Genomic DNA, 22,697 nt, shown 5'->3' on the forward strand with positions numbered 1-22,697 from the left:
TCAACCGATAGTCAGGGGCCAGTCCGCCGGCAGAAACGCCGGCGCGGCCTTCAACGGAGCGGACGCGAGCCGACGGGCTCGGCAGCGATGCGGTCGAGCTTCTCGCGCTTGACGAGAGCGGGCGCTTCGTAAGGCTTCTTGGTCATGGCAGTTTCCCATTCGCGCCAGCCCCGATGCCTTCCAGCATCCGGGCCGGGCGCTCATTTCAATGGATCGCGGTGTTCGCTACCGCCGGCAGAAACGCCGGCGACGGCCATCAGGTGACGTTCGGACGCGAACCGATGCTCGCCGCGGCGATGCGGTCGAGCTTCTCGCGCTTGACGAGGACGGGTGCTTCGTAGGTCTTCTTGGTCATGGTATTCCCCCAGCCGCCAAGCCCGTGCATCGTCGCGCGGGGTATGGCGTCCATTTCAATGCATTGTGGTGTCAGAGACCGCCGGCAGAAACGCCGGCGACGGCATCAGACGGGCTTCTGGCCCGAGACGACGGAGTTCGCGGCGATGCGGTCGAGCTTCTCGCGCTTGACGAGGACGGGCGCTTCGTAGGTCTTCTTGGTCATGGCAGATTTCCCATTCACGCCAGCCCCGATGCGCTCTGGCATCGGGCATGGCGCTCATTGCAACGGATGGTGGTGTACGGGATCGCCGGCGGGGACGCCGGCGACGGCCATCACTCGGGCGGACGGACGGCACCCGAGACGGGCGGCAGCGTGGCCGCGATGCGATCAAGCTTCTCGCGCTTGTTGAGAACAGGCGCTTCGTAAAGACGCTTTGTCATTTAGCCCCCTATGCGTGACGTAGCGTCTTTTCGTTCCAGCTTTATTGGCGCTCCGCAATGGGATCCTAAGGTAACCAGATCGTTCGACACAGATTTGAAATATCCGTTGCGTGGAAGTCGCACACGCTAACAATCCGCAGGTTGCAGACTATACATGAGACATCTTGGGGTTGCTTCAGAGCGCCGAGGTGACCAGCTCGCGCGCGGCGCGGTCGGCTTCCTGCAGGGCCAGGAAGACGCGATATTTGGCGTCGTGGATTCGCGCTGTCGCGCCGCCGGTCGGCTTCTGCTCGGCGCAGAGGCGCGACATCCGGTCGATCGCCGCGCCGGTGTCCGGATAGGCGCCGGCCGCCACCGCGCCGAGGATGGCAGCACCCAGCAGCACCGGCTCGGCCGTCTCGGGAATGGCGATGGTGAGGCCGGTGGCGTCCGCCATGATCTGGCGGACGAGCGGGCTCTGTCCGGCGCCGCCGGAAACGACGATCGTGTCGAGCTCGGCGCCCTGTTCGGCCACCGCCGCCACGATCTGCCGCGCGCCATAGCCGAGGCCGCATAGACCAGCGAGATAGAGCCGCGCCAGGCTGTCGAGATCCTCGTCCATATCGAGCCCGGCGATCACGGCGCGGGCGTCCGGATTGGCGTTGGGCGATCGGTTGCCCAGGAATTCCGGCACGACCTGGAGGGTCGCGGCGAGGCGGGCGAGCGCTTCCGGCGTCGAGGCCAGCGCGCCGACGCGCGCCTCTAGATAGGCGAGCACCGACTTGCCTTCGGCCTTCGCCTTGGCGGTCGCCTCGGCATGGGCCGGGTGCAGCTTGACCAGATGATCGATCGCAGCACCGGCCGCAGACTGGCCGCCCTCGTTAAGCCAGAAGCCCGGCAGCATGGCCGAGAAATAGGGTCCCCAGACGCCGGGCACGAAGCGCGGCTCGACCGTCGTCGTCATGGCGCAGGCCGAGGTGCCGAAGATATAGGCCATCTGGCGCTTGGCGTCGGTCGTCCGGTTCGCCGTGTCGCGCGCGCCGATCGAGCCGACGCCGCCGGCATGCGCATCGATCAGCGCCGCGCCGACCGGGATGCCGGCCTTGAGGCCGAGTTCGTCAGCGGCCGCCTGCGTCAGGCCGCGGCCGAGCGGCGTGCCGGGATCGACGACGTTCGTGCCGATGCGGGCAAAGCCTTCGTCGGCGAGCGCGCCGAGGCCGATTTGGCGGAAATAGCTCTCGTCCCAGCGCTTCTCATGCGCGAGATAGGTCCATTTGCAGGTGACGGTGCAGACGGAACGGTCGAGGCTGCCGGTGGCGCGATAGGTGAGCCAGTCGGAGAGGTCGAAGAAATGCTTCGCCTTGGCGAAGCTTTCGGGCAGGTTTTCCGAAAGCCAGAGCAGCTTTGGCGTCTCCATCTCGGGCGAGATGACGCCGCCGACATAGGCGAGAACGGCGTGCTTCGTCGCGTTGATCCGGCGCGTCTGCTCGGTGGCGCGGTGGTCCATCCAGACGATGATGTTGCGCGCGGGATCGCCGGAGTGGCTGACGGTGACGGGCTTGTCCTCGGCGTCGATCAGCACCAGCGAGCAGGTGGCGTCGAAGCCGATGCCGGCGACGGCGTCCGGCGCGACCTTCGATGCCGCCATCGCCTCGCGGACCGAGGCGACGATCGCCTGCCAGATGTTCTCCGACGACTGCTCGACGACGTCGCCGGGCTCGTGCCAGAGCGTGATCTCGCGCTTGGCCGAGGCCTTCAGCACGCCGTCCGCGTCGAACACGCCGGCGCGCGCGCTGCCGGTACCGACATCGATGCCGATGAAGAAGCTCATGAGGACATTCCCGTTTCGCTGTCAGCCGGCGGCGTCGGCGCCATAGCCCGGCCGCAGCAGCACCTTGATGGACTCAAGTCCATAGGCCTTGTCGATGGCCGTGGTCCAGTCCTTGAGGCCGTAGTGATGCGTGACGATGCCCTTCGAAGTGACGAGGCCGCGCTGCAGGAGATCGATGGCGATCGGATAGCAATAGGGCGCGAGATGCGCGCCGCGGATGTCGAGCTCCTTGCGGTCGCCGATGATCGACCAGTCGGCCGTCGTCTCGGCGCCGAAGACGGAGAATTCGACGAAACGGCCGAGCTTGCGGATCATCTCCAGGCCCTGCGTCACGCCGGCCGGCACGCCCGTCGTCTCGATATAGACGTCGCAGCCATAGCCGTCGGTCAGGCCGCGCACCACCTCGATCGCGTCCTCTTCGCGCGGGTTGATCACCACGTCCGCCCCGAAGGATTTCGCCAGCGCCAGCCGCTCCGGCACGAGGTCGACGACGACCAGCTTCTTCGGCGTCTTCAGATGCGCGACTTGCGTCATGAACAGGCCGAGCGGGCCGGCGCCGGCGATCACCACGACGTCGTCCAACTGGATGTCGCCGCGATTGACCGTGTGGATGGCGCAGGAGAGCGGCTCGATGATCGCGGCGTCCTCGAGCGAGATTTCTTCCGGGATCTTGTGCACGCGCGCCGTTTCGGGAATGCGCATGTATTCGGCCATGCCACCGTCGGCGACCTGGCGCTGGAAGCCGAAGATATTGTGGATCTCGCACATCCAGTACTGGCCCGAGCGGCAGTAGCGGCACTTGTCGCAGGGCACGATCTGCTCGGCGATGACGCGGTCGCCGACCTCGACGCCGAAATGCTCGGCCGCTTCCTCGCCGATCTCCTCGACGCGGCCGAAGAATTCGTGGCCCGGGATCACCGGCGGCTTCACGTAAGGGTTCTGGCCGCCCCAGAACATGTTGGCGCCGGACCAGCACTTGCAGTCGCTGGCGCAGATGCCGCAGGCGTCGATCTTCAGCACCAGCTCGCGCCGGCGCGGCTCCGGCTTGCCGACCGCCTCGACGCGATAGTCCTTCGGGCCGTGGCAGACGATCGCCGTCATGGTGCGGGCTTGGTACATGGAGGCCTCTCCAGGGATCCGGGCGACGCTCACGCGGAACGCGCCCTCGTGTTGGAACTGGCCCGCGAGGATAGGGACAGTTCGCACCCCGCGCCAATCCCGAAACGGCGCCGGACTGATACGGATTTGACCGGGTGGTGATGGCGGCGACGCCGGCGGGAGGGGCGATGCCGGCGCACCACGCTCACCGTCATCCCGGGCTTGACCCGGGATCCATGCAGCCGGGTTGTCGGGCGGGTAGGGAGAGGCTCGGCCTAAGCGCGACAAACCCAATCCAGCCAGGCCTCACACCTCCGGAATATTCTCCTTGAAGATCGCCTGCAGCCGTGTCGCCGGGCCGGTCGGGTTCGCCTCGCCGCGGGCGGCGCGGGCCAGCCGGTCGACCGCCTCGCGCGCCTCGACACGCGGGTTCTGGTCGATCGCCGCGTCCATCACGCCGGAGATCAGGAAGCGGCGCGTGTGCTCGGTCAGCTCGTGGCCGATGAAGACGACCGATTTCTCGCGCCGCGCCTCCTGCAGCGCGCGGGCGATGCCGCGGTTTCCCGCGCCGATATTGTAGATGCCGGCGAGATCGGGGTGGCGGGCGAGCAGCGCCGCCGCCTCCTGATAGGCGCGCTCGCTGTCGTCGCGGATCTCGCGCAGCTCGACGATCGAGAGGCCGGGATAATCCTCGCTCAGCATGTGGCGGAAGCCCATCTCGCGCTCCTCGTGGCCGCGATAGGAGAGCGAGCCGGCGAACAGCGCGACCTTGGCCGTCTCCGCCTTCAGGAAGCGGCCGAGCAGATAGCCGGCGAGGCGGCCGGCGGCGCGGTTGTCGATGCCGACATAGCCGACGCGCGGCACGTGGCTGATGTCGGAGACCAGCGTCATCACCGGCACGCCGGAATCGGCGAGCGCGCGGATCGCCTCGCGCACCACCGGATGATCGAGCCCGATCAGCGCCACGCCCTGGCTTTTTCCGCGCAGCGCCTCGAGCTTTTCCGCCAACAGCACCGGCTCGAAGCCCTCGATCGAATGCAGGCGCAGGTTCACGTCCGGCCGTGCCACGGCGGTGTCGGCGAAGCGGGCGGCGAGATTGTTGATGAAGGTGTTGGTGCCGCCGGGCAGCACGATGTCGAGGTCGACGATATCGACCGGCGGGCGGGCGGCCTCGGCCGTCTCGAGGACGTAGCCGAGGCTGGCGGCGGCGGTAAGCACCTGCGCGCGGGTCCGTTCGCGCACGCCGTCGCGCTGGTTGAGGACGCGATCGACCGTGGCGGTCGAGACGCCCGCCACCCTGGCGATATCAACAAGTGTCGTCCGCATTCCGTCTGTCCGAGTCGTTTGGGCCGAGGAGGCTGCACCTAAGCCGATTGGGGTTCCCGCCGGAAGCGCCGCCGCGTCCCGATCGATGAAATGATGTAAAATGATGGTTCTGATGTCAATATCATCAGTTGACATCTGATCCGATCAATAACAATCATCTGGCCGTCGGCGCCCTCGCGGTGTCGTCGGCGCGGTCGTCGTGGTTTCGGTCATCCCGGGAGGAGGGGGCCGGGACCGGTCGGCGACGGCCCGGCCGGCTTCCGGATGGCTAACGGGAGGTTAACGGCCGCGGCGCGCATTCAGGAACGGTGGAGGGAACCATGGCCGACACGAAGGGCTTCGCGCCCGATCCGGAAATCCGGGTCAACGACCTCCGGATCGGCGCCATCGGCGCCGGCATGATCATGGCCGAGTGCCATCTCGCCGCCTATCGCGAGGCCGGATTCCCGGTCGTGGCGATCGCCTCGCGCACCAAGGCGAACGCCGCCAAGGTGGCGACACGCTGGTCGATCCCGACCGTGCACGAAACGCCGGAAGCGCTGATCGAGGACGAGAACGTCGAGATCCTCGACATCGCCTTCCCGCCGGACCAGCAGCCGGGGCTGATCCGCCACGCGCTGAAGCAGAAGCATATCAAGGGGATACTGGCGCAGAAGCCGCTGGCGCTGACGCTCGACGAGGCGATTGCCCTCCGCGACGAGGTGAAGGCCGCCGGCAAGATCCTCTCCGTCAACCAGAACATGCGCTACGACCAGTCGATGCGCGTTCTGAAGCAGATCCTCGATCGCGGCGAGCTCGGCACGCCTGTGATCGCGACGATCGACATGCACGCGATCCCGCACTGGCAGGGATTTCTCGAAGACTACGACCGGCTGACGCTCGCCAACATGAGCGTGCATCACCTGGATGTACTTCGCTTCCTGTTCGGCGAGGTCGACGAGATCTATACCGCCGCCCGTCCCGATCCGCGCACGACCTTCGAGCACAAGGACGGCATCACCGCCTCGACGATCAAGTTCCAGTCCGGCGTCTTCGCCGTGTCGCTGGAGGATGTCTGGTCCGGCCCGCGCGAGGAGGGCTTTGACTCGGACATCTACATCAGATGGCGGGTCGAGGGCACGGAGGGCGTCGCCCAAGGCACGATCGGCTGGCCGACCGGCGCCGCCTCGACGCTGACCTACGCCTCGAAGCGCACGACCGGCGGCAAGTGGGTGACGCCCGAGTGGGACACGATGTGGTTCCCGCACGCCTTCAAGGGCGTGATGGAGCAGCTGCAATACGCGGTGAAGACGGGCACCGAGCCGGCGCTCACCGTCGCCGACAATGTCCGCACCGTGGCGCTGATCGAGGCGGGCTACCGCTCGATGGCCGAGCGCCGCGCCGTCCGGCTTTCCGAAATCGCCATCTGAAGTTCAGGGAGGAACTCATCATGATGCAGACCGGCATTTTCTCCGGCTATTTCCCCTATGGCCTCAAGGAAACAGCCCAAAAGATCCGCGCGCTCGGCTTCAACACGGTGCAGCTCGACCTGCATTTCAAGGATATCGACCTCTCGGCTGGAGAGATCACCAGGGAAAAGGCGAAGCGTGTCCGCGAGACGTTCCGCGACCACGACCTGCCGATCTCCTGCATCTCGGGCTACACCAACATCATCCATCCGGATCGCGACGAGCGCGCCCGCCGCGTCGGCTATCTCAAGGAAATCATCCGCAACGCGCGGGATTTCGGCAGCCCTTACGTGATCTCCGAGACCGGCACCTACAACACCGAGTCCGACTGGGTCCATCACCCGAAGAACAAGACCGACGAAGGTTTCGAGGAGTGCCGCAAGGTGATCGCGGAGCTGTCGCAGGAAGCCTATGACCATGGCGCGGTCTTCCTGCTCGAGACCTATGTGAACAACGTCGTCGGCTCGGTCGAGGAGACGGTGAAGATGTTCGCGCAGGTCGATCATCCGGGCCTCGGCCTCTTGATGGACCCGACCAACTATTTCGAGACGCACAACATCGACCGCATGGATCCGATCCTGAACCAGGTGTTCGACACGCTCTCCGACAAGATCCGCATCGCCCACGCCAAGGACGTGAAGCGCTCCGGCGACGACAAGAGCGAGAAGCACGCCGACATCGGCGACAGCGATGCGCTCGAGAGCCACACCTTCCGCGGTGTCGGCGAGATCGAGCTGCCGGCGCCGGGCCTCGGCTCGCTCAACTACGACCTCTATCTGCAGCGCCTCTCGGAAAAGCACCCGAACATCCCGGTGATCATCGAGCACCTGTCCGAGGACGACGTGCCGCGCGCCAAGAAATTCCTCGACGGCAAGCTGCGCGCCAACGGGCTCTAAGGCCCGTCCCCCGTCATCCCGGGCTTGGCCCGGGATCCATCCAGCCCGAGGCGCTCAGGCCCTGATGGATCCCTGCTTTCGCAGGGATGACGGCGGTGGCTCGGCGGCATCGGTGCGACGCCATTCTCGCCCGCAACGAAACAGGACAGGCAGGATACGACCATGGTGGAACTCTTCGGGCGGAGCTTTTCGCGGCGCGAGCTGGCGGAACATTCCGGCATGCTGTCGCAATTCGCCGGCGTCCGGCTGGTGACGCTGGGCGACGGTGTCGAGCGCGGCATCCGCATGCTCGAATTCCGCACCGGGACCGGCATGCGTTTCACCGTCCTCGTCGACCGCGCGATGGATATCGCCGATCTCGACTACCAGGGCACCTCGATCGGCTGGCACTCGCCGGCCGGCTTCAGGAACGCCTTCCTGCATGAATATGAGGGCGAGGGCGGGCTGGCCTGGCTCCGCTCCTTCTCGGGCCTGCTCGTCACCTGCGGCCTCGACCATGTGCTGTTCATGCATGAGGCCGCTGCCGACAGCTACGTCTACGGGCCGCGCGGCACGGTCAAGCATTCGCTGCATGGCCGCGTCAGCACCATTCCGGCGCGCCTCACCGGCTATGGCGAGACGTGGAACGGCGACGAGTGCACGCTGTGGGCGGAGGGTATCGTCCAGCAGTCGGCGGTGTTCGGCGAAGATCTGTACCTGATCCGTCGCATCGAGGCGAAGGTCGGCTCGAACGAGATCAAGCTCACCGACCGCGTCGTCAACCACGGCTTCTACAAGACGCCGCACATGTACTGCTACCACATCAACCCGGCGGCGCCGTTGCTGGAAGAGGGCGCCCGCTACGTCGCGCCGATCGAGGAGGTCGTCTGGGCGGCGCATGCCGGCGCCGACTACCAGAAACAGGGCGTCGGCTATCGCACCCTGCCGGCGCCGCAGAGGAACTTCCACGAGCAGGTCTGGCAGCACCAGATGAAAGCGGATGCGAGCGGCCTGGTGCCGGTGGCGCTGGTCAATGACCGCCTCGGCCTCGCCTTCGAGGTCGAGACGCGGCAGGCGCAATTCCCCTGCCAGTTCGAATGGCAGAACCTGCAGGCCGGCCAGTATGCGATCGGCCTCGAGCCCTCGACCAACCATGTGCTCGGGCACAGATATGCCGAGGAGTACAACGAGCTGATCTGGCTCGAACATGGCGACGAGCGCCGCTACGACACGACCTTCCGCATCCATACCGGCAAGGAGGCGACGGCGGCGCTGGAACAGCGGATTTCCGGCCTCGCCGCGCAGCCGACCGACGAATACCCGACGCCGACCGGCAACCATCGGCCGATCCTGGGGCGATGAGCCCGCATTCCGCTTCGTCGCTCCGGGCGTCGCCCGGACGACTACTTCCGCGTTGGACATAGCCCATGAACATCCAGAACAAGACCATCCTCTACACGGGCGCCGCCGGCGGCCTTGGCCTGCCGGCGACCTTGGCTTTCCTGCGGGCGGGCGCGACGGTGGTGGCGATCGATCATGATCCCGCCAAGGGCGAGGCGCTGAAGCAGGCGGCTGCCGAGGCCGGCCTCGACGGGCTCGTCTTCGAGGCGCTGGACCTGTCCGATCTCGCCGGCCTGAAGGCGGGGCTGGAGCGGCTCGCTCAGAAGGTGGGCGGCTTCGATGTCGTCATCAACAATGCCGCGATCTATCCGTCGAAGCCGTTCGAGGACTACACGATCGAGGAGCACCAGGCGGTGCAGCGCGTCAATGTCGACGCCGGTATCGTCTGCGTGCAGGTGGCGCTGCCGGGCATGCGGGCGAAGGGCTTCGGCCGCATCATCAACATCGCCAGCGTGACGCTGTCCGGCGGCTGGGCCAATCTCTCGCCCTATGTCCAGTCGAAGGGCGCGCTGGTCGGCCTGACGCGCGCCTGGGCGCGCGAGTTCGGCCCCTACGGCATCACCGTCAACGCGATCTCGCCCGGCGCCTTCCCGACCGACGCGGAAAAGATCCATCCCGATCCCGAGGGCTACAACCGCTTCGTGCTCGAGCGCCAGGCCGTCAAGCGCCGCGGCGCAGCCGCCGACATCGCCAACGCGCTGATGTTCTTCGCCTCCGAGCAATCGGGCTTCATCACCGGGCAGACGCTGAACGTCGACGGCGGATGGTGGATGACGTGAGACGGATCGCGAACGCGCCGCCGTCGTCCCGGGCGGAGCGAAGCGCAGACCCGGGATCCATGCAGCCTCCGGCGTGGACGGGCTGAATGGATCCCTGCTTCCGCAGGGATGACGGATAGTTTGGATCTTTGAGGGTTTAGGAAAATGGGCATTCTCTCCGGGTATCGCGTGCTCGATTGCTCGATCGCTATGGCCGGGCCCTTCGCCGCCCAGCGCCTCGGCGATCTCGGCGCCGACGTCGTCAAGGTCGAGCCGCTCAACGGCGAGTGGCAGCGCCATGTCGCGGCCGGCGGCGCGCGCGGCAACAAGGTCAACGTCTCGTTCCTGTCGCTGAACCGCAACAAGCGCTCGCTCGCCATCGATCTGAAGAACCCCGAAGGCAAGGCGCTGCTGCTGGAGCTGGTGAAGACGGCCGACGTCTTCCTGCAGAACTACCGCCCCGGCGTCGCCAAGCGTCTCGGCGTCGACTATGAGAGTCTCTCGAAGATCAATCCGAAGCTGATCTACGTCTCGATCTCCGGCTATGGCGAGGACGGTCCCTATCTCGACCGCCCGGGCCAGGACCTCGTGCTGCAGGGTATGTCCGGCGCGATGCTGTCGGCCGGCCGCGCAGGCGAGCCGCCCAATGCCGCCGGCCAGTATCTGGTCGATGCGATCACCGCCTACACCGCCTTCGAGGGTGCGCTGGCCGCGCTGTTGCATCGCGAACGGACGGGCGAGGGCCAGCTGGTCCAGGTCAACATGCTGGACGCGATCACGACGATCCAGATGCAGGAGCTCTCGGTCTTCACCGTCGCCGGCAAGCCGCAGACCCGCTCGGCCGAGCCGCATGCGCATGTCTATATCCGTGCGCCCTATGGCGCGTTCGCGACCACGGACGGCTACATCATCGTCTCGTTCCCGAAGCTCGCGACGCTGGGTGAAGTGATCGGCGAGCCGAGCTTCCTCACCATGGACGACGAGGTCGATACCTGGGAGAAGCGCGACGAGATCTTTGCCAAGACGCGCGAGAAGCTGAAGACCAAGTCCTCGGCCGAATGGCTCGAATTGCTGCGCGCGGCGGATATCTGGTGCGGCCCGGTCTATGGCTATGCCGATCTCGTCGAGGACGAGCAGATCAAGCACAACGGCACCTTCGTCGAATATGACCATCCGACGGAAGGCCATGTGAAGACGCCGGGCTTCGCCATCAGGTTCTCGAAGACGCCTTCGACGGTGGATCGCGGTGCGCCGCTCGCCGGCGAGCATACCCGCGACGTGCTGCGCGAGGCGGGCCTCGGCGAGGCCGCGATCGACGAGCTGGTCGCCAAGGGCGCCGTCATGGACGGCACGGCCAAGGAGGCGGCGGAATGACCGACGAGATCCTCTTCACCGTCGACGGTCCCGTCGCCACCATCACGCTGAACCGGCCGCAGAAGCTGAACGCCGTCACGCCGGAGATGTCGAAGGCGATCGTCGCCGCCGTGCGGGAATGCAACGACAGCGACACGATCCGCGTCGTCATCGTCACCGGCGCGGGCGAGCGAGCCTTCTGTGCCGGCTCCGACATCAAGGAGCTCGACACCTACGAAACGCCCTGGCAGTTCCGCAATCGCGCGGATTATTGCGACGCGATCCGCAAGCTCTTGAAGCCGACCATCGCGGCGGTCAACGGCTATGCCTTCGGCGGCGGGCTGGAGACATCGCTCTCCTGCGATATCCGCATCGCTTCCGACAATGCGCAGTTCGCCGCCCCTGAAATAAAACTCGGCTGGATCGGCGGCGGCGGTATGGCTACCTTCCTTGCCCATTCCGTCGGCCCGTCCAACGCGGCGCTGATGATCATGACCGGCGATCCGATCCCGGCCGAGAAGTCGCTTTCCTGGGGCCTCGTCTCCGAGGTGGTGCCGCAGGCCGAGCTTCTCGGCCGGGCCCGCGCCATCGCCGAGGTGATCGCCAGCCGCGCGCCAATCGCCGCCGAGACCGCCAAGCTCAACCTCCGCGCCGCCTTCACCATGCCGCAGGACCAGGCGATCGATTACGAGCGCGACCTGCAGACCATCTGCTTTGCCACCGAGGACGCCGCCGAAGGCCGGGCCGCGTTCAAGGAAAAGCGCCGGCCTGTCTTCAGGAGGCGCTGATTGGCGTCGTCCTCGTCGGTCGATATTGGATCGGACCGGCAGTTCGGTTAACGTCGCGGCTCTTGCGGCAGCCCGGCCAGCGATGGCTCTGGTGTTGCGGTGACATCGTAGCGATGGAGACGTTGGCTTGGACGGCGATGTCACCTCTCAGCTCGAGAGGCTTCACGAGGCGTCGGATGTATTGGTCGCGCTCTATGACGCCTTCGATCGCATCCGCTATGCCAACCGGGCCTTTCGTGATGCTTATTTCGTCGACCGCGACGAGGCTCCGACCTGGGCCGAGCTCATGCGCCGCAATCACGGCCTGCGGCGCGGCACGGTCCTTCGCGTCGACGATGTCGAGGCTTGGCTGACCTCGACGCTGTCGCGTCGCGGCAAGACCGGCTTTCGCGCCTTCGAGACGGACCTGCATGACGGGCGCTGGCTCTGGATGACGGAGACGGTGCAGAGCGAGGGCTGGATGCTCTGCATCGCCAGCGACATCACCGGCCTCCGCGTCGAGGAGCGCGCCATCCGGCAGGATCGCGACCAGGCGATCAAGGCGTCCTACACGGACGATCTGACCGGCATTGCCAACCGTCGCTTCCTGACCACGCGCATCGAGCAGATCCTTTCCGCCCACCGCGCCGACGCGCAGGCCGGATGCCTGGTCGTCATCGATCTCGATCATTTCAAGCTGGTCAACGACCGCTTCGGCCACCAGACCGGCGACATCATCCTGCGTGACTTCGCGCTCCAGATTCAGGGCCAGTTGCGGCGCGCGGATTCGTTCGGCCGGATGGGGGGCGAGGAGTTCGCGCTGACCTTGCCCGACACGTCGCTCGAGCATGCGAGGTTGATCCTCGAGCGCATGCTCGCCGTGGTCCGCGCCTCGCGGCCGCTCACCCTCTATCCGGACTTCACCTATTCCTTCTCGGCCGGGATCTCGGTGTGCCGGCCGGAGGATACGTTGAGCGAGTTCTACCGGCGCGCCGACGAGGCGCTCTATCAGGCCAAGGTCGCGGGTCGGAACCAGGCGCTGGTGTTCGTCGATCCCGTCGACACCACCGTCGAGGCGCGCTAGGGCCGGATCTCTCTGGTCTTCTCAGGCCGAGGCCCGCATGACGAGCTTGCCTTCGAGCCGCACCTGCTGGGGCGGGTGGCTGTCGTCGCCGTCTACCTCGTTCTCGACGCGGTCGAGCAGGATCGAGACGGCGTTCTGGGCGAGCTGGTCGAAATCCTGGGCGACCGTGGTCAAGGGCGGGCAGCCATAGCGGCTGTGTGGCTGGTCGTCGTGGCCGGCGATGCGGATGTCGCAGCCGGGCTCGCGGCCGATGCGAAGCCCATGCTGGAACGCCGCCGCCATGACGCCGACGGCGCAGCGATCATTGGCGCAGAGCACGGTGCGGGTCGGGAAGCCTGGCCCCTGCAGGACGCGTCGCGCCTCTTCGAAGGCGATGTCCTCGAAGCGCCAGTCGTTCTTCGGCGTGACGGCGACGATCTCCGGCTTCAGGCCGAGCCGTTCCATGGTCGTCACATAGGCGAGCTTGCGCTCCGGGCCGTTCTGGTTGACGGCCGGCATGTCGAAATAGGTTGGGGCGTCGCCGCTGCGGCAGAGATATTCGGTGATCAGCGGGACGCTCTGGAAATTGTTGGTGCCGACGAAGGGCGTGTCCTCGTCGAGGCTTGAATCGAGGAACACCATCGGAATGCGCGCCTGGAGGCTGCGGATCAACTGCTGGTCGGAATGGACGCCGAGCGGCGCGACGATGGCGCCGGCGATCTTGAGCGACAGAAGCGTCTCGATGGCGCGGGCTTCGAGCTGCGCATCGCCGCGCGACGACAGCACGATCGCCAGATAGCCGCGATCGACGCAGCGCATCTCGATCCGCCGCACCAGCTCCGAAAAGAAGGTATCGCCCGTATCCGGCACGATCAGGCCGATGATCTTCGGCCGCTTCTTGTTCAGGTTCACCGCGAAGAAATTGGGGCGGTACTCGTATTTCGCCAGCGCCTTCTCGATTTGGGCCCGGGTGGATTTGCGGACGCTTTCAGGGTCGTTGAAATACTTGGATACCGTTGGTCGCGAGATGCCGCTGAGTGCCGAGAACTCCGCCATGTTCTTGATCGTGCGATCGGTCATACGTGTTCTTTCAACACCGGGTTTTGGCGGGGCAAGCAACCGTGCGTCACGGTAGCCGAAATCGTCGTCCCGTCGACGCGTGATGACGCAGGGTCTGCATTTCGGGCGAGGCGGACAGGAGACGTAAAGCTAGAGTAACAGACTGCTTTACGCGTGCAAATTTCCAAGTTGACGTGCTTGGGCGGAATGTTAGCCTCCTTGGAGAGGTTGAGCGGGACCGGGAGGACGCGCGGGGCGGAGTTGTCTCGTGCGCGGGACCAAGCCAGCACCCATCATTGACGAAGCGCGGAAGCCGGGCGGATGTTCCGGCGGGCGACGACGTCGTGCGACCAGGGAGGGTCTGCATGAGCCGTGATCTCAAGGGAAAAGTCGCGCTGGTCACCGGCGCGAGCTCGGGCATCGGCCGCGCCATGGCGCGGATGCTGGCGGGGCAGGGCGTGCGTCTGGCGCTGGTCGGCCGCTCGGCGGAGCGGCTGCAGGCCGTGCGCGACGAATTCCCCGACGCTGACGCGCTCGTCATCGCGGCCGACCTGACCAAGCCCGCCGAGGTCGAGCGCACGATTGCCGAGACGATCGCCCGCTTCGGCCAGATCGACATCCTGCTTGCCAATGCCGGGCTCTATCTGGCGGGCGACCTCGTCGACGGGAACCCCGACGATTTCGACGCGGTGATCGGCGTCAACATCAACGCCGTGTTCCGCGCCGTGCGCGCAGTCCTGCCCGGCATGATCGAGCGTGGCTCCGGCGAGGTGATCGTCACCAGTTCGGTCGCCGGCCACCAGGCGATCCAATGGGAGCCGGTCTATAGCGCGACCAAGCATGCGGTGCAGGCTTTCGTGCATGGCGTCCGTCGCCAGGTCGCGCCGCATGGCGTGCGGGTCGGCGCGGTGGCGCCGGGCGTCGTCCTGAACGAGCTCTGGGGCTATTCGGATCCCGCCGTGGTCGCCGCCAAGGCGGCGGCGCGCGAGGGGCTGCTGTCGGAAGACGTCGCCGACGCGGTGCTGTTCATGCTGACGCGACCGGCCAATGTCACCATCCGCGATCTGGTCATCCTGCCGCAGAACCAGGACATCTGATCGGCCTTCCGCGGTCGTGGCGCGCCGGGCGGCCCGGCGTCGGAAACGGCGTGGGCCGGACGCTTGCACTTGGCTCGAGCGGCATAGCTCTCCACTCGCCGGGTTTGATCAGACGGCGTTGATCCCGCTCGTAGCGGGCCGGGATCCATGGATTCCTCTTGGGCATGCCCCAGAGGTATTCCAAGCAAACTTAGCTTGCGTAAAATATCGGATTGACCTCGTCCAAACGCGCAACTAGGCTCATTTCAACAAAAAAGAAATGGGAGGGCTTGGCTCTGCGGAGCCATCAGCCAAATTTGCTGGATTAGTCTCGGCGTCGCCTGGCATCGGGCGCGATGAGGATTGTATTGTCTGACGTTGCAGGCGTCAGGCTGCCAATTTGCTTGTCGAATTTCTTTTATATCCGAATTTTAACTTGGGCGCGCCTTGGCGTGCCAGTGTCCAATCAAGGCCGCGTCGATCGCCTGGAGCGTCGATGCCGGCCGAGACCATCGGCTCGAACCGCCCCGAAGAAGGGCGTCGGCAGGTGGACCACCGTTGCTCGGCAACAGCTTCCAAATGCAAGGCAAACACGAGGGAACGCCATGAAGAGAATCGTCAAGGCACTGGCGGCACTGGCCGTCGGCGCGACCGTCCTGACCGGCGCCGTGGCGCAGGCGCAGGACAAGAAGCCCACCATCGCGCTCATTCCGGGTCTCACGACCGACGGCTTCTACATCACCATGCGCCGCGGCGCGGAGGCGGCGGCCAAGGCCGTCGGCGCCGAACTCGTTTTCCAGGGCGCGCCTGAATTCAACCCGGTCCTGCAGGTGCCGGTGCTCGATGCGATCATCGCCCGCAAGCCCGACGCGATCCTGATCGCGCCGACCGACAAGGTGCAGCTCGTCGAGCCGCTGAAGAAGGCCCACGCCGCCGGCATCCCGGTCATCACCGTCGACACCTTCATCGGCACCGGCAACTACCAGACCGGCGCCGGCGATGCCGACTTCCCGCTTGCCTATATCGCGTCCGACAACGTGCTTGGCGGCCGCATCGCCGCCCGCTCGCTCGCCAAGGCGATCGGCGAGAAGGGCAAGGTCTACGTCTCCAACGTCAAGCCCGGCATCTCGACGACCGACCAGCGCGAGGAAGGCTTCAAGGCGGAGATGAAGAACTTCCCGAACATCGAGGTTCTGGAGACCCAGTTCAACGACAACGACTCGAACAAGGCCGCCTCGCAGCTGCAGTCGGTGTTCGCCCGTAACTCGGATCTCGCCGGCGTCTTCGGCGCCAACCTGTTCTCGGCGCTTGGCGCCGCCAATGGCGTCCAGCAGGCCGGCCAGTCGGGCAAGGTCAGGGTGGTCGCCTTCGACGCGCCGCCCTCGATCGTCGACAACATCAAGACAGGCCTGGTCGACATCGCGATCGCCCAGCATCCGGCTGAAATCGGCTATTACGGCCTGATCTCGGCCTTCGCCCATCTCTCGGGCCAGTCGATCCCGGTCGCGATCGGCACGGGCTTCACCGTGATGGACAAGGACAACATCGACAAGCCTGAAATCGCGCAGTTCATCTACAAGGATTGAGCCGCCGGCGCCGTCGGGCCAGCGGTCCGGCGGCGCTCCCTTTCAGTTCGATACCTGTTACGGAGTGGCGCATGTCCGCCCATACGTCTACGGAATCGCGCGCGGACCCCACCCAGTCCCGGTCACGTCAGCTGATCGTTCGCATTGCGGCCCTGCGCGCCTGGCTGTTCCTCGCCCTTCTCTTGATCTTCTTCGAGACGTGGTCGCGCGTCAGCTACGGCCAGACCTTCCTGTTCTCGAGTTATAACGCCCAATCGATCGCGATCTTCGCCGTCGCGCCGCTGCTCCTGGCGCTCGGATCGACCTTCGTCATCATCTCCGGCGGCATCGACCTTTCGGTCGGCTTCATCATGGGCCTCGCCGCCGTCATAGCCGCGCACGCCACCAATATCGCCGGCCAGTCGCTGCCGCCCTTTGCGGCCATGCTGGTGGGCATCACCGCCGGCCTCGTCGTCGCGCTCGGCCCCGGCTTCGTCAACGGCTTCCTGATCTCGAAGCTGAAGGTGCCGCCCTTCATCGGCACGCTCGGCATGTTCGGCGTGGCGCGCGGCGTCGCCTTCCTGCTCGCCGGCGGCACGACGGTTCCGGTCTCCAATGCCTGGTTCGCCTCGCTCGGCAATGGCCGCCTCTTCGGCGTGCCGGTCATCGTCATCATCACGGTCCTGTTCGTGCTCCTGATGCACTACGTCCTGTCGCAGACGCGTTTCGGCCAGCATACCTATGCCATCGGCGCCAACGAGCAGGCGGCGATCCGCTCCGGCATCAACGTGCCGCGCCATATCCGCAAGCTGTACATGCTCTCCGCGCTCTGCGCCGGCCTCGGCGGCGTGCTCTATGCGGCGCGCTTCACGGCCGGCGCCGCGCAGGCGGGCGAGCCGCTGCTGCTCGACTCGATCGCCGCCGTGGTGATCGGCGGCGCCAGCCTGTTCGGCGGCTCCGGCACCATCCTCGGCACGGTTGCCGGCGCGCTGGTGATCGCGGTGATCCAGTACGGCCTCGTCTTCATCAATGTCGAGCCGTTCTGGCAGTTCGTCGCCGTCGGCGTCGTCATCATCATCTCGGTGCTCGTCGACCAGACGCAGCGCAAGTTCGGTGGGGATCGTTAGGGATGTCCGTGCAAACCAAGCTGCCGTCCGAGGAGCCCGTTCTCGACGTTCGCTCCGTCTCCAAGCGGTTCGGCGGCGTCGAGGCCCTGAAGGGCGTTTCGATGTCGCTCTATCCCGGCGAGGTGGTGGCGCTGGCCGGCGACAACGGCGCTGGCAAGTCCACCCTGATCAAGACGATCTCCGGCGTGCATGGCCCCGATGGCGGCGAGATCCGCTTCGCCGGCGAGGTGGTCCATTTCGCCACGCCGGAAGCGGCGCGCGCCCATGGCATCGAGACGATCTACCAGGACCTCGCGCTCGCCGATAATCTGTCGATCGGCGCCAACATCTTCCTCGGTCGCGAGCCGATGAAGCGCCTGTTCGGCATCCTGCCGGTGCTCGACCGGCCGGCGATGGCGAAGGCCGCCAAGGAGACGATGGCGCGGCTCGATTTCCATGTGAACCGGCTCGACGCGCCTGTCGGCCGATTCTCCGGCGGCCAGCGCCAAGCGGTGGCGATCGGGCGGGCGATCTACTGGAACGCCCGCGTCCTGATCATGGACGAGCCGACGGCGGCGCTCGGCGTGCCCGAGCAGCGCAAGGTCGTGTCGCTGATCCAGAACCTGAAGGCGCAGGGCCGTGCGATCATCTTCATCTCGCACAATCTGCAGGACATCTTCGCGGTCGCCGACCGCATCGTGGTCCTGCGGCGCGGCACGCTGGCCGGCGAGCGCAAGATCGCCGAGACCAACCCCGACGAGATCGTCAAGCTGATGGTCGGCGGTTGAGGCCGGTCTCCAACGATGGCGGCCGCGTTCGCGTGGCCGTCATTTTTGTCCTTGAGTACGCGACTTCACCTTGAACCCTCCCCTTGAGGGAGGGTCGAAAACGCCCTTCGCGTTTTCGGGGAGGGGTTCTGTCTTTCTAGTCCCGGCGGCCTCGTTCGATGGGGCACTTCGATAGCAAGCGACCCCTCCCCAAAACCGCTGCGCGGTTTTGACCCTCCCTCAAGGGGAGGGTTCAAGCGGAAGCCCGCATCGCTCAGGACGTCTGGGGGACGTCGAACTCTCGCTGCATCTTGAGAATCCGCCGCAAGAACAGCTGCGTATAGATGCCCGGGCCGCTCGAATAGGTGCGCCAGCCGCCGTCGACCGCGATGTCGCCGTCGCGGACCCGGCTCCATTCCGCGCTGGCGCGGTAGCGGTCGGAAAAGGCGGCGTCGCTCGAGCTGAAATAGGTGTTGCGCTGGCGCAGCGACGCCTGCGGCAGCAGGTCGGTGACGGCGATCGGGTTGACGAAGGCGAGCGCCGCACGCGCGCCGTCGACGTCGCCGCTGACCGCCAGCGCCTCGCAATAGCGTAAGTGCGCGTGGACATAGAGGAGGCCGATCTCGCGGCCGAAGAAGGCGGCGGATTCGGCCCGGCGGAACAGCGTCTCGACGCCGCCGCGATAGACGACCGGCTTGTCCATCAGTCGCGCGCCGTCCGGAAACAGCAGGTGCTTTTCGATCAGGGCGAGATGCCGCTTCGTCTGCTCCGGCGTGAACAGCCCGCCCAGAATGGCCTGCGTCATCGGGATCAGCGAATAGGAGAGCCCGGTGCGCCGGTCGTCCGGATGCAACATCAGCTCGACGCCGTCATGGCCGGGATCGAACACGCCGTAGCCGGCAAGGACGCCGTCGCGGATCAGGTGGCGGTTGACGTCGGCCCGGATCGCGTCGGCGAGCGAGGCGAGCTCGTCGGCCTCTTCGAGGGCTCCGGTCCGCCGCAGGATCGCGGCATAGCGGCGGATCTGCTCATAGAGCAGCGCGACGGTCCAGCTTGAGACCATCCATTCGGCGAGATGCGGATCGGCCGGCTGCAGGGAATCGTTCCAGTCGCCCTCGCCATAGCGGATCAGATGGGTGCCGGGGATGAAACGCGAGCGGACGGTCGCCAGCAGAAGCTCGACGTGCTCGCGGATGGAGCTCCGTTCCGCCGTCAGTTCCAGATTGTCGTCGCGCCGCCAGGGCAGGTTCTCGTCCAGAATGCCGAGATCGCCTGATGCCTCGACATAGTCGCAGAGCGCCTTCAATGGCCAGACGACGATATCGCCGTGCGCCTCGCCGGCGCGGATGTTGGAATAAGGCGGCAGCATGAACCATTGCGGCCAGTCGCCCCGCGTCCGGAACTGCTCGGCGAACAGCGTCGCCAGGATCGCGCGCGCCGTCTCGTCGTGGCGGAGCGCCAGCATGAATTCGAGCGGCCCCTGACAGACATCGCGCGTGCCCCAGGCGGCGCCGGTATATTGCTCGAGTCCGTGCGGCACGGTGAGGTGCACGATGGCGTCATGCGCCAGCCAGGGCAGGATCGCCTGCTCGGCGGTCAGCGCGTCACCATCGCCGGGGACGCGGATCTCGCGCGTGACCTTCCGCCAGAAGGCCTGCGCCGGATCCAGCAGCGTCGCCGCGTTGATGCCGGCGGCATAGCGGTCCGCGAGCCTTTCCGCCTCGGCGGCGTCGGTCATCGAGCCGACCACGGCGAAGGCGAGGCGGCGCGTCGCGTGGGTGCGGATCGCGACATGGCCGCCGGCGCGCGCAACGCCGTCCTCGTAGAGCAGTTCATCACCGCCGATCGCCTCGACCGCGTCGGGCGTGCCGGTGACGAGATGGTAGGCGGCGTCCGGAAAGCGCTGGCCCCAGAGCCAGTCTGAGCCCGGACGGAAGGTGAAGCGCTTCGTAGCCGCGTCGACCGTGATCCGGCCGCTCTGCTCATATTCGCGTTCGCCGAGCACGATCTGGCCGAAGACGAGGAAGCGGGCCGGCGGCCCTTCGATTTCGACCTGCCATTGCATTGCCGCCTCCGTGCCGGCGGCGATCGCCGAGACGGTGACGATCCGGTCGGCGAGGCGATAGATCCAGCGACAGTCGCTCAGCCCCATGTCAAAGGCCGATGGCACGGCGAGCAGGCGCCAGCCGTCGCCGGTATCGATCAGCATCCTCAGGCCGTTGGCGCGGGTGATGTTGTAGGGGTCGCGCGAGACCGAGAAGAGCTTGTGGAACGAGGTGTTGCCGATCGTCAGCTGCGCCGCGAACACGCCATGCATCCAGCAGGTCGCCGCCAGCGTCACCTCGTCCGGCAGCATCGACTGGCCGCTCCGGAGGATCGAGCCGTGCCGGCGGGCGACGAGCAGCTCCTTCTCGGCGAGCACGACATGGCGGTTCAGCGCGCCGTCGGGCACGAAGAAGGAGAGGAGGGCGGCGTCGCCTTTCTCTTCCAGCTCGCGCGACGGATAGAGCCGATCGAGCAGCGTGGCGTCGAGCGGCAGCACGTCGAGCGTCGGCGCATCCTGCAGCAGGCTGCGGACGGTCGGCGCGGGATCGGCCTCGATCGGCGCGGGAGCCAGCGCCGCGGCGGCGATGCCGTCGAGACGGCCGAGGTCGGCGTCATCCGACGCTTCCGGATGGTCGGCGACGAAGACGTCGAAGAAGGTGCGCCGATCCGATCGTCCGGGCTTGAGCGTCATCGGCGTCGATTGCAGCGCCGGGCAGGCGAGCTCGTGCTGCCAGACGACATTGGCGAGGTCCTCGCCGAAGCTGAGCCCGATCTCGTCGAGGACGCGGTATGGCGTACCGAAGAGCTGGATCGCGTCGGTCGAATAGGCGATCGCGCCTTCCAGGCAGCCGAGCGCATGCCAGGGATGGCGGCCCGATTGCGCCAGATTTTGCCGGCTCAGCACCACCGGGCCGAAGGTCGGATGCAGGGCTGCGCGATGGTCGAGATATTGCGAGGCATAGGCCTCGCTCCCCATCAGGAAGCCGCGGCCGCCGAGGCCGAGATCCTGCGCCAGCAGGACGTCGCAGGCGATCTCCGCGGCCCCGAGGTTCTGCAACCCGACATGCCAGAACCAGCGGGTTGCCACCGGGTCGAGGCGGAGGGTGACGCGATGCGCGATGCCGCCGGTCTCGCCGCGCCAGGCGAACTGGCTCTCGCTCGCCGTGAATTCGACCCTGGCGCGCGGGCCGACCAGCTGCGCGACGAACGGGCTCGCGCCGCCGACGCGCAGCCAGATCCGCCCGATGCAGCCCTCGACCGGCGAGCCGAGGATCTGGTTGATCATCGTCTGGCTGCCGTCGCGATGCGTGATGGCGAAGAGCGAACCGTTCGGCAGGGCGGAAATCGAGAGGCCGGCCGGATTCTCGATCACGCGGAGGCCAAGGTCGCCATCCCGAGGTGTCTGGATTTCGCGTCGGGTCGTCTCGGACATTATCGCCTCGCCAGTTTCGCCGTTCCTGCCGGCTTGGCGGATGATATCGACCGTTCGGCGATTTGCCGATGGCCAGATCGCTCCTAGCCTTTGAACGGCACCAGCGGCAGGCCCTTGACGCCGACGTCGAGCGCAAACAGGCCGCCGGGGTTGCGCTGACCTTTCAGCTGCTCCGGCGTGCGGTTGTAGATCGCCGTCGTCACGTAGAGGACATCGAGATCCCGACCGCCGAACTCGCAGCAGGTCGGCAGGTCGGTCGGCATCTCGATGGTGCGCATCAGCTTGCCCGCCGGATCGTAGCGCAGCACCTTGCCCTTGAACGGAATGGTTGCCCAGTAGCAACCCTCGGCATCGACGGTCGAGCCGTCGACGACACCGCCCATCTCCGAAAGGTCGAAGAACGGGCGCTGGTTCTCGACCTCGCCGGTGGCGGGATCGAAATCCCACGCCCAGACGACCGGGCCGTGGCTGTCGGTATAGTAGAGCGTGCGGCTGTCCGGGCTCCATGCAAGCCCGTTCGAGCAGCCGAAGCCGCCGGCGACCTTGTGCACGGAAAGGTCCGTATCCATCCGATAGAGCGAGGCGTTTTTCACCACCGGCTTGCCGGGCGCTTCGAACATCGAGCCGGACCAGAACCGGCCCTGCCGGTCCGTCTTGCCGTCGTTGAAGCGGTTGTCGGGCAGGTCGGCTTCGGGATCGGCGATCGGCGTCACCGCGCCGGTGTCGGGATCAAAGAAGTGGAAGCCGCTCGCCATGGTGAGCACCAACCCGCCCTTTTCGCGCACCGCGATACAGCCGAGATATTCCGGCAGGACGAAGGTCCGCGAGTTCCGCGTCTCGGGCTCGAAGCGGTGGATCGCCCGGGCGTAGATGTCGATCCACCAGAGCACGCCGGCCTTCGGATCCCAGTAGGTGCTCTCGCCAAGCTGCGCCTTGGCGTCGGCGACGCATTCGATGTCGGTCATGGAAT

At 66.4% G+C, this 22,697-nt stretch carries 17 protein-coding genes; 11 read left to right on the forward strand and 6 right to left on the reverse strand.

Translation table 11 applies throughout. The features are described 5' to 3' along the window. Positions 1-952: 952 nt before the first annotated feature. From K32_RS02685 to K32_RS02695, 3 genes are all read right to left on the reverse strand, one after another. The gene (locus K32_RS02685; protein WP_201402540.1) at positions 953-2,587 is read right to left on the reverse strand and encodes an FGGY-family carbohydrate kinase; all 1,635 of its coding nucleotides are present in this window, start codon (positions 2,585-2,587) and stop codon (positions 953-955) included. A gap of 21 nt (positions 2,588-2,608) precedes the next feature. Next, positions 2,609-3,706 (reverse strand): alcohol dehydrogenase catalytic domain-containing protein, encoded by a 1,098-nt coding sequence (locus K32_RS02690; RefSeq protein ID WP_201402541.1) that lies wholly within the window; start codon positions 3,704-3,706, stop codon positions 2,609-2,611. Between the two features lie 285 nt (positions 3,707-3,991). Continuing rightward, positions 3,992-5,011, reverse strand: coding sequence for a LacI family DNA-binding transcriptional regulator (locus tag K32_RS02695; RefSeq protein WP_201402542.1), 1,020 nt, complete (start codon positions 5,009-5,011; stop codon positions 3,992-3,994). A gap of 320 nt (positions 5,012-5,331) precedes the next feature. On the opposite strand from K32_RS02695, the gene K32_RS02700 reads away from it, so the two are divergent. The 7 genes from K32_RS02700 (at position 5,332) to K32_RS02730 (ending at position 12,697) form a co-directional block, all read left to right on the forward strand. Further along, on the forward strand, positions 5,332-6,420 hold the full coding sequence (locus tag K32_RS02700) for a Gfo/Idh/MocA family protein (RefSeq protein ID WP_201402543.1): 1,089 nt from the start codon (positions 5,332-5,334) through the stop codon (positions 6,418-6,420). Positions 6,421-6,440: 20 nt separating this feature from the next. Then, positions 6,441-7,355, forward strand: a complete 915-nt coding sequence (locus K32_RS02705; protein ID WP_201402544.1) for a sugar phosphate isomerase/epimerase — start codon at positions 6,441-6,443, stop codon at positions 7,353-7,355. A 162-nt stretch (positions 7,356-7,517) separates the two neighbouring features. After that, positions 7,518-8,696: an aldose 1-epimerase family protein gene (locus tag K32_RS02710; protein ID WP_201402545.1), complete on the forward strand. Its 1,179-nt coding sequence runs from the start codon at positions 7,518-7,520 to the stop codon at positions 8,694-8,696. 65 nt (positions 8,697-8,761) lie between these two features. Beyond that, the gene (locus tag K32_RS02715; protein ID WP_201402546.1) at positions 8,762-9,514 is read left to right on the forward strand and encodes an SDR family NAD(P)-dependent oxidoreductase; all 753 of its coding nucleotides are present in this window, start codon (positions 8,762-8,764) and stop codon (positions 9,512-9,514) included. A gap of 144 nt (positions 9,515-9,658) precedes the next feature. Next, on the forward strand, positions 9,659-10,867 hold the full coding sequence (locus tag K32_RS02720; RefSeq protein ID WP_201402547.1) for a CaiB/BaiF CoA-transferase family protein: 1,209 nt from the start codon (positions 9,659-9,661) through the stop codon (positions 10,865-10,867). Next, positions 10,864-11,634 carry an enoyl-CoA hydratase/isomerase family protein gene (locus tag K32_RS02725; RefSeq protein WP_201402548.1) on the forward strand — a complete coding sequence of 257 codons (771 nt, stop codon included), beginning with the start codon at positions 10,864-10,866 and terminating at the stop codon, positions 11,632-11,634. Before K32_RS02720 ends, K32_RS02725 begins: the two co-directional genes overlap by 4 nt. Before the next feature lie 127 nt (positions 11,635-11,761). Further along, positions 11,762-12,697 (forward strand): GGDEF domain-containing protein, encoded by a 936-nt coding sequence (locus K32_RS02730; protein ID WP_201402549.1) that lies wholly within the window; start codon positions 11,762-11,764, stop codon positions 12,695-12,697. A 21-nt stretch (positions 12,698-12,718) separates the two neighbouring features. Here K32_RS02730 and K32_RS02735 read toward each other — a convergent pair whose 3' ends face one another. Then, positions 12,719-13,756: a LacI family DNA-binding transcriptional regulator gene (locus tag K32_RS02735; RefSeq protein WP_201402550.1), complete on the reverse strand. Its 1,038-nt coding sequence runs from the start codon at positions 13,754-13,756 to the stop codon at positions 12,719-12,721. A 344-nt stretch (positions 13,757-14,100) separates the two neighbouring features. On the opposite strand from K32_RS02735, the gene K32_RS02740 reads away from it, so the two are divergent. From K32_RS02740 to K32_RS02755, 4 genes are all read left to right on the forward strand, one after another. Continuing rightward, entirely contained in the window at positions 14,101-14,832 is a 732-nt protein-coding gene (locus K32_RS02740; RefSeq protein WP_201402551.1) for an SDR family oxidoreductase, read from the forward strand. 584 nt (positions 14,833-15,416) lie between these two features. Next, the gene (locus tag K32_RS02745) at positions 15,417-16,397 is read left to right on the forward strand and encodes an ABC transporter substrate-binding protein (RefSeq protein WP_201402552.1); all 981 of its coding nucleotides are present in this window, start codon (positions 15,417-15,419) and stop codon (positions 16,395-16,397) included. Positions 16,398-16,468: 71 nt separating this feature from the next. Then, complete coding sequence (locus K32_RS02750; RefSeq protein WP_201402553.1) at positions 16,469-17,503, forward strand: ribose ABC transporter; 1,035 nt, start codon at positions 16,469-16,471, stop codon at positions 17,501-17,503. A 2-nt stretch (positions 17,504-17,505) separates the two neighbouring features. Beyond that, positions 17,506-18,270, forward strand: a complete 765-nt coding sequence (locus tag K32_RS02755; RefSeq protein ID WP_371812875.1) for an ATP-binding cassette domain-containing protein — start codon at positions 17,506-17,508, stop codon at positions 18,268-18,270. Between the two features lie 253 nt (positions 18,271-18,523). On the opposite strand, the gene K32_RS02760 is transcribed toward K32_RS02755, so the two are convergent. Both K32_RS02760 and K32_RS02765 read right to left on the reverse strand, forming a co-directional pair. Next, positions 18,524-21,727, reverse strand: coding sequence for a GH36-type glycosyl hydrolase domain-containing protein (locus K32_RS02760; RefSeq protein ID WP_201402554.1), 3,204 nt, complete (start codon positions 21,725-21,727; stop codon positions 18,524-18,526). Between the two features lie 83 nt (positions 21,728-21,810). Beyond that, positions 21,811-22,692: an SMP-30/gluconolactonase/LRE family protein gene (locus tag K32_RS02765; protein WP_201402555.1), complete on the reverse strand. Its 882-nt coding sequence runs from the start codon at positions 22,690-22,692 to the stop codon at positions 21,811-21,813. Positions 22,693-22,697 lie beyond the last annotated feature (5 nt).

The organism is Kaistia sp. 32K (genome assembly GCF_016629525.1).
Taxonomy (GTDB): domain Bacteria; phylum Pseudomonadota; class Alphaproteobacteria; order Rhizobiales; family Kaistiaceae; genus Kaistia.

Excerpts from the sequence above, each read along its gene's own strand:
- K32_RS02685 (WP_201402540.1), bottom strand. The coding sequence starts at position 2,587 with ATGAGCTTCTTCATCGGCATCGATGTCGGTACCGGCAGCGCGCGCGCC.
- K32_RS02690 (WP_201402541.1), bottom strand. The coding sequence starts at position 3,706 with ATGTACCAAGCCCGCACCATGACGGCGATCGTCTGCCACGGCCCGAAG.
- K32_RS02695 (WP_201402542.1), bottom strand. The coding sequence starts at position 5,011 with ATGCGGACGACACTTGTTGATATCGCCAGGGTGGCGGGCGTCTCGACC.
- K32_RS02700 (WP_201402543.1), top strand. The coding sequence starts at position 5,332 with ATGGCCGACACGAAGGGCTTCGCGCCCGATCCGGAAATCCGGGTCAAC.
- K32_RS02705 (WP_201402544.1), top strand. The coding sequence starts at position 6,441 with ATGATGCAGACCGGCATTTTCTCCGGCTATTTCCCCTATGGCCTCAAG.
- K32_RS02710 (WP_201402545.1), top strand. The coding sequence starts at position 7,518 with ATGGTGGAACTCTTCGGGCGGAGCTTTTCGCGGCGCGAGCTGGCGGAA.
- K32_RS02715 (WP_201402546.1), top strand. The coding sequence starts at position 8,762 with ATGAACATCCAGAACAAGACCATCCTCTACACGGGCGCCGCCGGCGGC.
- K32_RS02720 (WP_201402547.1), top strand. The coding sequence starts at position 9,659 with ATGGGCATTCTCTCCGGGTATCGCGTGCTCGATTGCTCGATCGCTATG.
- K32_RS02725 (WP_201402548.1), top strand. The coding sequence starts at position 10,864 with ATGACCGACGAGATCCTCTTCACCGTCGACGGTCCCGTCGCCACCATC.
- K32_RS02735 (WP_201402550.1), bottom strand. The coding sequence starts at position 13,756 with ATGACCGATCGCACGATCAAGAACATGGCGGAGTTCTCGGCACTCAGC.
- K32_RS02740 (WP_201402551.1), top strand. The coding sequence starts at position 14,101 with ATGAGCCGTGATCTCAAGGGAAAAGTCGCGCTGGTCACCGGCGCGAGC.
- K32_RS02745 (WP_201402552.1), top strand. The coding sequence starts at position 15,417 with ATGAAGAGAATCGTCAAGGCACTGGCGGCACTGGCCGTCGGCGCGACC.
- K32_RS02750 (WP_201402553.1), top strand. The coding sequence starts at position 16,469 with ATGTCCGCCCATACGTCTACGGAATCGCGCGCGGACCCCACCCAGTCC.
- K32_RS02755 (WP_371812875.1), top strand. The coding sequence starts at position 17,506 with ATGTCCGTGCAAACCAAGCTGCCGTCCGAGGAGCCCGTTCTCGACGTT.
- K32_RS02760 (WP_201402554.1), bottom strand. The coding sequence starts at position 21,727 with ATGTCCGAGACGACCCGACGCGAAATCCAGACACCTCGGGATGGCGAC.
- K32_RS02765 (WP_201402555.1), bottom strand. The coding sequence starts at position 22,692 with ATGACCGACATCGAATGCGTCGCCGACGCCAAGGCGCAGCTTGGCGAG.